The 11,793-nt window shown below is 66.3% G+C and carries 7 protein-coding genes and 1 pseudogene; 4 read left to right on the plus strand and 4 right to left on the minus strand.

Translation table 11 applies throughout. From position 1 onward, the window contains the following. Positions 1-80 precede the first annotated feature (80 nt). The 3 genes from OHB49_RS45245 (at position 81) to OHB49_RS45255 (ending at position 2,728) form a co-directional block, all read left to right on the plus strand. Positions 81-902: a hypothetical protein gene (locus OHB49_RS45245; protein ID WP_329166870.1), complete on the plus strand. Its 822-nt coding sequence runs from the start codon at positions 81-83 to the stop codon at positions 900-902. Then, positions 899-1,051: a hypothetical protein gene (locus OHB49_RS45250; protein ID WP_329166869.1), complete on the plus strand. Its 153-nt coding sequence runs from the start codon at positions 899-901 to the stop codon at positions 1,049-1,051. The genes OHB49_RS45245 and OHB49_RS45250 overlap by 4 nt, the downstream gene beginning before the upstream one ends. A gap of 594 nt (positions 1,052-1,645) precedes the next feature. Then, positions 1,646-2,728, plus strand: coding sequence for a hypothetical protein (locus OHB49_RS45255; protein ID WP_329166867.1), 1,083 nt, complete (start codon positions 1,646-1,648; stop codon positions 2,726-2,728). Between the two features lie 153 nt (positions 2,729-2,881). Here the strand turns inward: OHB49_RS45255 and OHB49_RS45260 are convergent, their stop codons facing one another. The 4 genes and pseudogenes from OHB49_RS45260 to OHB49_RS45275 all read right to left on the minus strand — a co-directional run bounded on the left by OHB49_RS45260 (position 2,882) and on the right by OHB49_RS45275 (position 10,819). Beyond that, positions 2,882-4,930, minus strand: coding sequence for a hypothetical protein (locus tag OHB49_RS45260; RefSeq protein ID WP_329166866.1), 2,049 nt, complete (start codon positions 4,928-4,930; stop codon positions 2,882-2,884). Between the two features lie 30 nt (positions 4,931-4,960). Beyond that, a complete protein-coding gene (locus OHB49_RS45265) occupies positions 4,961-6,757 on the minus strand; it encodes a hypothetical protein (protein WP_329166864.1) in 1,797 nt (598 codons plus the stop codon). Between the two features lie 413 nt (positions 6,758-7,170). Then, a complete protein-coding gene (locus OHB49_RS45270; protein WP_329166863.1) occupies positions 7,171-7,737 on the minus strand; it encodes a hypothetical protein in 567 nt (188 codons plus the stop codon). Positions 7,738-8,145: 408 nt separating this feature from the next. Further along, positions 8,146-10,819, minus strand: a pseudogene (locus OHB49_RS45275) (Helicase associated domain protein). Between the two features lie 157 nt (positions 10,820-10,976). Between OHB49_RS45275 and OHB49_RS45280 the strand changes: the two are divergent. Then, entirely contained in the window at positions 10,977-11,342 is a 366-nt protein-coding gene (locus OHB49_RS45280) for a deaminase (protein WP_329166860.1), read from the plus strand. Positions 11,343-11,793 lie beyond the last annotated feature (451 nt).

An 11,793-nucleotide genomic window follows, 5' to 3' on the forward strand; every position in this document is an offset into this window, starting at 1 on the left:
AAAAGTGCGTGGGATGAATTGCTGTTCTTTCCATACGGCACCGCCAGTAGAACTTCATGTGCGAGATGGATTGGTGCCACATGCCCGAGCAGACATCGGAAGTAACGGACAAGTCACCCCAGGGGGTTGGTAAGCGGTCGAAGGGTCCGAAGCGGCGCAACTTTGAGCAGCACGCGGCGGACTGCGCGCTGTACGAACGCCTTCGGCTCCGCGATTTCGACCCCGACCACTGGGAGATGAAGTACCTGCGCGACGACCTGTGGGTCTATGGCTGGCGGTGCCTGCGCGCATGGATGCGGGACGGGACGGTCATCGAGAAGTGCGGGGAGCGCGGTGTCCCTCTCGGGGCCCGCTACTTCGAGGTTGAGATCCTCAAGCGGCGCGGGGACATCCGTGACGAGATCGCCCACCAGGCCGTCGAGATCGCCGTGCAGAGGTTCACCGAGGAACTCCTCCCCGCCGGCAAGTGGGACCCGGAGGGGGGCGCGACGATGCGCACCTACTTCGTGAAGACCTGCCTGTACGCCTTCCGCGACGTGTTCAAGAAATGGGCCTACGGCTACCGCCGACGCCTGTTCGAGGCCGCAGATCCCATCGCCGCGGAACCCTACGAGGACATGTGGGGTCCCCGATACATCCGTTCCCCCGAGGACGCGTTCGTCCTCCAGGACACCGTCCAGCGGATCCTGGACGGCGCCGGCCCCGAGGTGCGCGCGATCTGCGGCCTGATCTGGGAGTCCAAGATGACCCAGAAGGCGATCGGCGCCGAGCTCGGGATGACGTCCCGGATGGTCGAGGGGCACATGGCCCGTCTGCGTGCCCGCGCGAAGGTCATGGCGTCACATGGCGAGATCGAAGCCCTGTACGGCCGTGCCGCCGCCCGTAAGGCGGTTGGTCGGTGAACAACGGGAACGGGCTCGACTTGCGTACCGCGCTCCTGCTCTTGGTCGGCGGGGTCACCACATACATCGCCCTGCTTCACCCTGCCGTCGGCGTCGCCCTCCTGGTCGGCGTCGGCATGGTGGGCCTCCTGCACCTGCTGCTCAAGTAGTGCCCGGCCCGGAAACCGTCTGGGAGTCCCGAAGTCACAGACTTCGGGACTCACGCACTCCGGGCGGCGTCCGGCCGGTGTCGGGACCGGAGCGTTCGTCGAGCTCGGATCAGCCTGCGGGGGGCGGCGCTCACCGTGGATGGAGTCGAACACCCACGAGTGTGCTTCGGGCGGTTCGTCGCAGACGGTGCATACGCCGGGCGTAGGCCTCGAAGCAGTTGTGAGCGAAGCCGCCGTGGCCGTCATAGTCGCGTTACGCGTCTCTCATATATGGAGGACGAAGAGGTCGCCGAACTGCGGCTCGCCCTGGAGACGTCCTGGACCTGGTTGTGCGCGCGACCGGCGACCACCCCCGCACCGGCAGCTGCCCGAGCCCGATCAGCTGAAGGACCTCAGGTTCGTCCAGCGGTACCAGCCCATCGCCAAGCGCCTGCGCACGACGCTGGACGCCCGTCCCGCCCGAGGGAACTGACTCAACAGGGCTGGCCCGCACCGCGACCCGTGGACTAGCCCTTCGAGGCTCTTGGTCCTCTTGACTGGCCCACCAGCCATGCCCGCGCCGTCGCCGCATTTTCACTCACGGCCGGACTGTCGGTGCCCACCCGTACCCTGTCGCCCAAGCACGTGCGACAGGAGGGCGATGTGGCCCGCAGCGGGATCAATAAGCGTGAGCTGGACAAGTGGGCGAACAGTGTTGCCAAGGAGACCAAGAAGAGCCTAGAACGCGCCCAACGACGGAACCCTGCTCGTATGTCTGCACAGCTCGATGCCACCGTCAGCGCGCATTCCGGCGGTGAGGTGACCGAGAGCAGCGGCTATCTGGACCGGTTGCTGCTCTTGCTGGACACCCGGACCGGGCGTGGCGCCAGCCTGGAACACATCGAGCAGGAATTTCAGGAGGACCTGGCCCCCCTCGCTCTTCAGTTGGAACAGCGAGGCCTGGTGAGGGCCTTGCGGGCCGCATCCGGCCTCTACGCCATCCACCTCAGCGATGAGGGCCTGGTCGAAGTGCACCGGCTGAAGGAGCTGCAGAAGAACCGTGCTGCCCGCTTGCGGCACACCATGGATGTCTTCCACCGGTGGCTGTTCAACACCACAGGCGACCACGAGCCCATCAACCCGGTGCTGTTCCTTGACACACCTTGGTCGTTCTTCGCCGGGGCCGTGATCACCGAATCCGAGCTGCACGAAGCGCTCGGCTACCTGTCTGAGCACCAGCTGATCAAGTACATCGAGACCGAACCCGTCACCGTCGCCATCACACCTCAGGGCGTCAGCTGTGCCCTGGCAGGAGGAAGCGTGCAGGAGTACACCAACCGCCAGCGTCCCGGCACCACTTACAACAACTTCCTGCCGAACGCGCAGGGCGTCATCATCGGTGAGCAGCAGAACGTCACCCAGAACAACACCGCCGGCATCGACCCGAGCGCGTTCGTCCATCTGGCCGGTTACGTCGGCCAGATCAGCAACACCTTGGGCATGCCCGACCCGGACCGAGTGGAACTGGAGCGCGTCGCCCAGGAGCTCCATGACGAAGCGACGTCGCCGACCCCGGAGCCGGGCCGGATGCGGCAGTTTGCGACCCAGGTCAAGGACATGCTGGTGGGAGCGGGAGCGACGGCGGCCGCCCAGGTCGGCATTCAGATGGCTGAGCAGGCCCTGGGCACGCTCGTGTAGAACGCCTTGCCCCACAGGATGGGAGCCCCGAGAGATCAGTCATGGTGCCCGGGGCTCCGGCTGCGACGGCTGCCTTCCCTAGTTCGGAGGTACGGCCGCCCTGAGCGGCGCTCGTTGAACGGACATGGCGCACCAGAATGTCAGATCGCTAGATCAGGGCTGATCTACACGGCTGCGCTGGCGGTAGGCAGCGGGAGTTGAGGAGTACGAGGGGGATCTGGTGTTCCCCTGGATCCGTACGGTGATCACGGCGTGGGGGCGGCCGCCGGGTTCGGCTGGGGGTACCTCTGTGACGCGAAGGCACTGGTGGAGCAGCGCTTTGCGGGTTTTGGGGGTGAGGTCGAGGACAACGAGAAAACCCACGGGGATATCAGTGGCACCGTACTCGGCGGGCTGAACGCTGTAACGGGTGCACAGGTAGTCCATCGATGCGTTCTTGGGTTCCTGCTTGCATTCGATGACGATGTAGAAAGCGCCGTAGAACAGGACGATGTCGGTGCGGCCGGAGCCGATGTTCTTCACTTCCCACCGTGGGCTGGTGCTGACCGACGTGTACAGGCGTTTGGCGAGGTCTTTGGCCATATCGACCTCCTTTGGCGATTCCTCTCCCTTGGTGAAAGGCCGCAGGAAGGGTTCGCCCAGCGGGCCGCCGGACTCGGCCTCGATGGACCAGCGCGTGTAGCGCAGGAGGAAGACCAGCAGTTCCTCGACGCGAAGTGCAGCTTCTCCGCCGATGCCGGTGATCCGGTCGATGTCCTCCTGCAGCTCGCGCAAGATTGTGTTGGCGTAGTCGCTGAGATCGGGCTCGCGCGCGGCAAGGACGGCCCGACCGGACTTGTTGAGGTCCTCGGCGAGCTCCGGCTCGTTGTGTAGCAGAGCGGTCAGGCGGTCTCGCACCGGTGCAGTCAGCGCCAGAGCCGAGGTGACGGCGCTGACCTCGATCTCACGGCCTTTTGGGTCTTCACTGCCGCCTCCGGTGCGCATCAAGTCACGCAGTTCACGAACTGCGGCCCGGGCTTCCTGGCTGGTGCTGGGGTCGTCGGCGTGGAGGGACAACCACCGATCGAGGAAAGCGGAACTGTCACCCCTGGCCGTCAGTGAGCTCATGAGCCGGGGCTGCAGCAGGTGTGGAAGTGCTGTGGCGTCACCAGACGCGGGCGGCTCCTCGGCGGCGTGGGGGATGTCGGGCGGCACGAGCAGACGGATGGTTCGGTGCGCGCTGTAGGCCTGAGCAATGGAGGAGATGAGCGCCGGCGGGTCCCACCACACCTCGTTGAGGCTGTGCAGGGCGTGCAGTCGGTCGGTGAATTGCACCCAGGCGGCGGTGGCATCCGCTCGGGGCTGGCGCCAGGTGGGTCGCTCGCGGAGGCCGGTCAGCCGGTACTCCACCACCAGTGCGTGCAGGTCTTCGAGGGTGGAGCCGGAGATGGCGTTGCCGGCGGTGAAAGACAGCAGGGCGTCCAGAGCGGTGTGGAAGATGCGGGCGTCCAGGCGGTCTTCGTAGCGACTGCACCGGTCCAGCCACACCAAGGCCTGCCGCAGCGCTGGAACGGCCTCATCCAGGGTGTTCTTGGCCAACCCAGTTCGCATGTGGAGCATGGCCAGTTCGAAGGTGATGTCGTCTTCGCAGGCTTCCAGCGACAGCAGGCTTTCCAGCGCGGAGGGCACTTCAGCGTCATCCCACCACTCGGCGGCAGCACCCAGGGCGCGGATGACCCGCTGGATCAATACGGGGTCGGGATCGGAGCCCACGATGCCTTCGGCCAGATCGGTGGCTTGCTCGACCAGCTGGCTGCGCACCTGCAGCGAGCGGATCCAGCCGCCCAGAGCCAGGCGCGTCAGCCCTTCCAAGGCGATTCCGGCCTCGGCGTCGGCGCCACCGGCCCGGCGCAGCAAGGCTCGGCTGATGGGGGTGGCCAGCAGCGGAAGAGCCTCGGGACAAGAGAGAGCATCGTCAACGATGTCTTCAAGTGCGAAGGCGTCCTGTACCGGGATGCTCTCGACGATTAAGGCTGCGGCTTGCTCCGGTGCTGGCAGCTGCGGCCACTCGTGCAGCAGCACGCTGACCAGAAGCGGCATCTCGGGTGAGGCCAGGAGGTCTTCCTGGTCAGCCAGAATCGCTTCCATACCTCCCAAAGCGTCCAGGGTGAGGTCAGCCTCGGCCTCGCGCAGGGACTCCAAGCGCGCCAGTACGCGGCTCACATCTCCCCCTGAATTCCTCGACGGCGGCCGTCACCAGAGCGTATGCCCCGGCTCTGCCAGGTAGGTCCGATCAGGGCCCAGGGCATCGGTCAGGTAGGCGCCGTGGGCGCTGGTGACGATGACCTGCAGGCCGGGGATCTCACCGGTGAGTTGGATGAGCTCTTCGAGCATGCGGGCAACGTGTGCTGGGTTGGTCTCCTCGCGTCCGACGGAGTCCAAAATGAGCAGGCCGGGGTGCCGGGTGACGCCGGCCTCCTTCCCGACCCGCAGCAGCGCTGCCACCACAGCGATCTTCAGGCGCAGCCGTTCTCCCACGTTGACCTTGCTGAACGGTACGGTCGTGCCGCCCTTGGTGACATCCATCCGGCATCCGCCGTTGAGCTCCGCACGAGTCAGCTGCGCGACCCCCAGGTGCTGTCCGATGGTGGTCAGTTTCTCGTTGACCTTCGCCAGAAGTTCGCTCTGGTCGGCGCCGCGCCTATCCACTGATACTGCCTCAGCAGTAGTGACGATCTTCAACCGCCTGCGCAGGGCGTCGATCTGCTGGCTGAACAGTGTGACTTTGGCGCCGCGGCGCTCGCTGAGCTGTCCGCTGAGCTCGGCGCGGCGCAGCTGCAGGGCCATGCGGCGTTCGGTCACCGAGGTGTCGATGCTCTCCAGTTGCGAGCGGGCCTTCGCCAGCACGGCTGCGGCTTGCTCACGCTGCCGCTTGGCGTCGTCCAGCGCACCTTCTTCCTGCGCAAGTGCTTCCTCCAGCTGCAGGATGGCCAGGCGGGTCTGGGTGAGGTCGTCGAGCGAATCCAAGTCGATGGATTCCCCGGCCGTGAGTAGCTGGTGGAGATCCTGGGGCGAGGCCGCAGCCACTTCCTGCTCCTGGTCCGCTTCCAGGTCCAGGTCCAGATCACTGGCGCACAGAGAACAGCTCCCGGATTTCTCCGCCGCCCACCGCTCGGGGGTGACGTCCGTCTCGCAGCGAGGGCAGCACGTGGGCTTGAGCGCGTGCCAGAAGCGTCGGGTGTGGGCTGCCTCCGTGAGTGCCGCCTGATCGGCTTCGGCGGACTCCAGCAGCTTCGAAGTGTTCCCGTAGGCTTCGCTGCGCTCCAGCCACACCGCATTGGCCTGTGCATATGCCGCCGAAGCCTGCTGCAGTTCGCCTGCGAGCTGACCAAGCTGGACAGGGTCGGGTGCGGGTGACAAGGCTGCGAGAGAGGCGTCGATCTGCTCGATCTCTTGCTGGAGGTCGTCGAGGCTTCCACTGTGTGCGGTGCTGGCCTGTTCGGCCTGCCGAGTCAGCACCGAGATGCGGTTCTCCAACTGCTTGACGTGAGCGTGGGCGGTGGCGGCGACGGGAGCCCAAGGACTGCCGAGATAGACCTGCAGCAGGCGTGCCGCTGCGAATGTCTCCTCGCCCAGCACGACCTTGATGCTGGGGTCGCTGATCAGCAGGGCGCCGCTCCAGGTGGGCCACCCCTGTCTGCCCATGGTCCCGTCGGACTCGTCGATCCGGTCGCTCTCGCGCCGGGCCGCCCAGCTGGGGATGCTTTCAAAGCCCAGACGGGACGTCATGATCCCGTCCATGACGCGCTCCATGTCTCCTCCGGAGGAGAAGGAGGCAAGCTCATGCTGCACGTACGGGCGCAGAATCCTGTTGATCTCCTCAGTGAGCTCCGGGGTAGCTACCGTGGCATCCCCGCTCGCCTCGAAGGCCGTGCGCACGATCTCGTCGCTGGCCTGCCTCAAACCGTCCCACGGAAGTTCGGCATCCGGAGCCAGCAACCACACCGTGCCGCGCGGGCGTCGATTGTGGATCGAAAAGACGCATGCCATGCGCTCACCATCGACAGCGAGCTCCACAAGTACACCGCGGAGCCACTTCTTGACGTCGTCCTGGATATCGGTCCGGCCGCGGATAGCCCACAAGATGATGTGCAAAAAGCTCGACTTGCCCGCGTCGTTCACCTCATGAGTGCCGAACCCGCTGACCCCCGGGCCAACCGCGGTGGCGAAGGAGAATGGAGCAGGAGCTGCATCCCGCAGCTGCTTGATCCCCGCGAAGTGCACCCCGCGCACCTCCAAAGTGTGCCGACCGGTGCTCCAGCCTGTCGGAGGCCGGACCGATTCGGCAGCCAGGACCTGGCGAACCTCCTCCTCACCGCACCGAGAGCGGCGAACGACCTCAGCAATCCACCCATCCGCACCCACGATGGGTTCGGCATCAACACCGCCCTCCCACAGTTCGGTCATGTCTGCGGCCCCCCATCTGCGACGTCCTGTGATGCCGGCGGCCAGACAAGGCCAAACCGCCCCGCCACGTCCTCCGTCCGTTTGGTCACTTCCTCAGTGATCTCAGGGATCAGGCGGCCATTGACCGCAGCTTCATACCCTGGATGCTCGTACTGGCGCCGGCGCATGAGCCCTCCGCTGACGGCTTCCGGTATCAAGCTGATGGCCTCAGCCTGACGCACGTACCACTGCATCGGCGGAACCTGCTCTCGCAGGGCGGTCGCCGCGGCCTGTCCCTTGAGTAAGAGGTAGTAGTCCTTGCGGGCGTTGGCACTGCTCTCATTGACCCGCAGCATCTTGATGTGCTTGCGGGAAGCCAGCAGGGCCAATGCGTTGTCGGGACGCTCATACGCCCCGTAGAGGTACTTGGCCATCGGATAGCGATGCAGTGACGGCGCTGTCCCGCCGATCATGCCTGCGACCAAGAGCAGCGTGTCCTGTGGAGGCTGACGGCCTTCCTCCACTTCGGTCAACAGCTCATGAGCCAGGTAGTCCGGATTGCGCAGCCAGAAATCGATCTTCACCAGCCGAGTGAGGGAGCGCACCGCTTTGACAGCACCGGGCACGGCACCGTCCCGATCTGCGGGAGTTCCCAACACATCCATGATCACGAGTAGGCGAGATGCTGACTGTGAGGTGCTCCCGCCCCCAAGCCGGTGACGGCTCACTAACCTGCTGTTCACGCATCCCCCAACACCCAAACGACGCTGGAACGTCACGCGCACGAACGGATCGTGCGCGGAGAGTACTGAATGACAACACTGGTGTGACCCTTTGATCAAGCCCTACCGCCGAAGAAGACGACCTGGGCCGCGCGACAGCCATTCGAGGCCTCACGGCATCATCGGGTCCCGCAGCACATCCGGTCCGGCGCCGCCATGAGCGGCTTGGACTATCGTCGGAGTTCAGCGGGCCACCGACCGAGTGCTGCTCTACGCCCATTCCACGCCCAGTTCCCGCAGCGCGTCCAGCTGCTCCTGGGCAAGCCGGTCCCGTCTCGCGCGGGTGTTGGAGATCCATACGCCGAGCCGTACGGTCACGGGTTCTGTCTCGCCGTCGACGGTGATCTGTTCGCTGTGGCCGCGGGGGATAGGCCGGTCGGCGCCTTCGCGTTCTACCCATTGTGCGAGGGCCGCAAGGCCGCGCTGGAATGCCAACTGCGCCTTGTTCGGGCCCTTCGCCGAAGGCTTGGCCGACGGGGCGGGGGCCGGAGCCTCGAGCGGCCTCACCCCCAGTGCGGACAGCCGTTCCTGCTGCTCGGTGGACAGTTGCGCCCAGGTGCCCGGGTGCTTCTGCCGCTGAAGCCACTTCCCGAGGTCGTCCCCGTCGAACAGCACGCCGGGCTCGATGGCCGGGACGATGCCGTCGGCCTCGGTGTCGACGAGGTCGGCGAGCACCTTGTAGTGGCGTTGCCAGTCGAGCGGCCAGGGGCAGTTCCAGTCCGGGTCGATCGCCTCCAGCTGCGCGGCTCGCTCTTGCGCGCGTGCGGGGTTTTTTCCGAGGCCGTTCTTGCGGCGGAGGTTGGCGATCAGCTGCCCGATGGGCACGAGCTCGTTGTCGGCTTCGCCCCACACGGCGTCCTGGCGGGGTGCGAGGTGCCCGGTGGCGCGCCGGTAGGACCGCAGCGCGGCGAGTTTGTTCTCCCATGCCTCGTCGCCCGGTTCCCAGACCATCCCGGCCTCCGGCGTGTCGAGCAGGGTCTTGCGGCGTGGCTCTAGCTCCCCGGTCCGCAGTGATTTCCGCTGTTGGTGGACCCACCTTCCGAGCGGAAAGGTTTTCGTCGTGCCGACCTCGGTCTCGGCATCGTAGGGAACGGCGTAGAGGCCGGTGGTCTGGTTCTCGGTGCGCCAGCGGAGCAGGGCTTGGTAGCCCTCGAGCCAGACCAGGGATTCGGGCCGGTAGACCCGGGTGCGCAGGAGGGCCGCGATGGTTGCCGCGTCCCTGGGAGAGGAGAAGTGGAGCAGGGCGGACTTGGCTGCGGCGTCGGTGTCGTCCTGGTCCTGGTCCTTGCCTACCTCGCCGCCGGCGCCGATGATCCGCCCGTCCTCGTCGCGCCGGAGGTGCACCTTGCGCTGCCCGCTGGTGAGGGCCCGGTTGGCGAGTTGCTCGACGAGTCGTTCATCGTGCGAGCGGAGGCCTTGGAGGACGGCTACGAGGGGGCGGTAGCTGGCGGAGGCGACCATGTCGGTTGGGTCCTCGCCGGGCTCCAGGAACACCGGCACGATGATCCTGGCGACCTTCGTGGTGCCGTCGCGGTTGAGCCGGAGCGCGCGGCCGATGTTCTGGACGATCTCCACTTGCGAGCCGCGGGTGTCGGCGAAGCAGATGGCTTCCACTCCACGTTCGCCGGTGATGTCGACGCCTTCTCCGAGTACGCGGCAGCTGGCGAGGAATGCTCTGTGTACGCGTCGGCCGGCGGCGTCGATTCCATTGGCGAACTGGTGCAGGATTTCGCGGCGTTCGGTGACGAGGTGGTCGCCGCAGAGCCAGGCAGACCAGACGCGGTCCGGGGGTACGTGGCGGCCGGCCTCGAGTTCGTAGAACTCAGCGTCGATCGAGGACTTCGGCAGCCGGTCCGCGGCGTCGGCCAGCGTCGTCGCTGGACGTCTCGGTGACGTACAGCTCGGCTGCCGTCGCCGGCATCTTCTCCGCGAACGCGGCGGCTTCCTCGACTTTCTGGTGGAAGGTCATGACGGTGCGCAGGTTGTCCGCGGCCGCGTGCTCGAGGAGCGCGGTCTGCAGGAGAGCGAGGCGTCGGCCTCGCTGCGCCTCGTCCGATTCCCCGAGGGCGGGCTCGGGGTCGCGGATCTCCAGGACGTCGATCTCGAAGCCCGCGAGGATGCCCCGCTCGATCGCTTCTGAGAGCCCGAGCTCGGCCAGCCATGGCCCGTAGGTCTCGGAGTCCTGGCCCATCGAGGCGAGCTCCAACTCCTGGCCGTCCGTGCCCTTCTGCGGCCGGGGTGAGGCCAGGATGCGAGGGGTGGCGGTGAGGTAGAGCCGGAAGTCGGCGGGGATTCGCTGGTTGTCGTGGATGGCCGCCCACGGCCTACCAAGATCACCGGCGGTGCCGTGGGCCTCATCGACGATCGCGAGGTCGAACGGGGCCATCTGCTGTCCGTAGAGCCGCTCCCCGCCTGCCAGAGCGGCCTCGAGCGGCCCGCGGACCTTCCGCTGGCCCACTGGTGCGTCGATGTCCTCGCGGTCCACCAGGGAGGCGTAGGTGGCGAACACGACGACGGGCCCGCTCCCGGCCCACAGTGCCAGTTGGATCGGGTTGGTAGTGGTGCGCACGCCCAGCTCGTTCAGCACCGGATCGTTCTCCAGCGAGCACACCGCGACCATCGGGGCCCGGTGACCCACCAGACGCCACGCCTGGGCGGTCTGCGCGAGCAGGTCCAGAGTCGGGACGGTGACGAGGATCCGCCCGCCAGGGAAGCACTCCAGCGCGCACGCGGCGGCGGTGATGGTCTTCCCCGATCCGGTCGCGGACACGATCGTGCCCCGTGCCCCCTGAGGGGGCACAGATGATCTTGCAGGGAATCCCACCCACTTACGGAAGGCTGACTTCTGGTCTACCTGGTGTTCTTTGAGCCGGAGCGTGAACACTTTCTACATTCTCCTGAGAAGGTAATCGCGTGCCGTACCGACATACGTTGACGAGAAGGCTTCTTCTTCCAGTGAGAGCTTCAGACCCAGCGACTAGACTCCAGCCACACGGAGGGGTCCACCCCTCAACTGGCCCGAAAGCACTGGTACGTTGACGATGATTAACCTGGCGCTGAAGCAGGCGCTGCGTTCCCAGTGCCGGCACAGAGTCGGCGCGGTCCTCACAGCGGGCACGCGGGTAATTGCGGCATCCCCGAACCGGCGCCGCAACGATCCGGCAATCACCTTCCTCCACGCCACCTTCCATGCCGAAGAAGCCGTCCTCCGCCGCGCTGCGCGAACGGCGGGCTCCACCATCTATGTTGCCCGCGTGGATGCAGCTGGCGCCGCACAACTCGCAAAGCCCTGCCCACGCTGCCAAATAGCATTGATAACAGCCGGGGTGAGCCGCGTCCATTACACCGTAGACCCCCACACCATCGAGACCCTCAACCTTGCAAATATATCCCTACCGACCCCCTGAGGGACGTCTCGCATTTTCACCAACACTACATGCTGCATCATAGTGATGCACCCACTACGCCGAACCTGCCACAAACGAGCAACCCCCTCCCCTCCTGGCCAGCCAGGCCCGCGGCAGCGGGCCCTCAGGACTGGAGGCGCAGCCGAAAGGACCCAGGGTGGGGGAGCGCAGCGGACACACCCCAGGGAACGCGGAGCGTTCCCCAACTCCCATACAAAAAGCCCCACCAGCCCGCACCTGACACACCACCAAACCCGGCCCCGCACAGCGGGGCCTACCAGCCCGCAACGCGGGCCGGCCCCCCTCAACTCCAGAAGCGAAGCGGAGGGAGTTGGCCCGGCCTCGCCGGGCACGCCACGCGCAGCGTGGCGCAGACTCCGTGAAACGGAGTCAACTCCGGTGCGAAGCACCGGAGTGCGCACCCGCGAAGCGGGTGCGCAACCACCGTGCG

The sequence above is a fragment of the Streptomyces sp. NBC_01717 genome (assembly GCF_036248255.1).
Classification (GTDB): Bacteria; Actinomycetota; Actinomycetes; order Streptomycetales; family Streptomycetaceae; genus Streptomyces.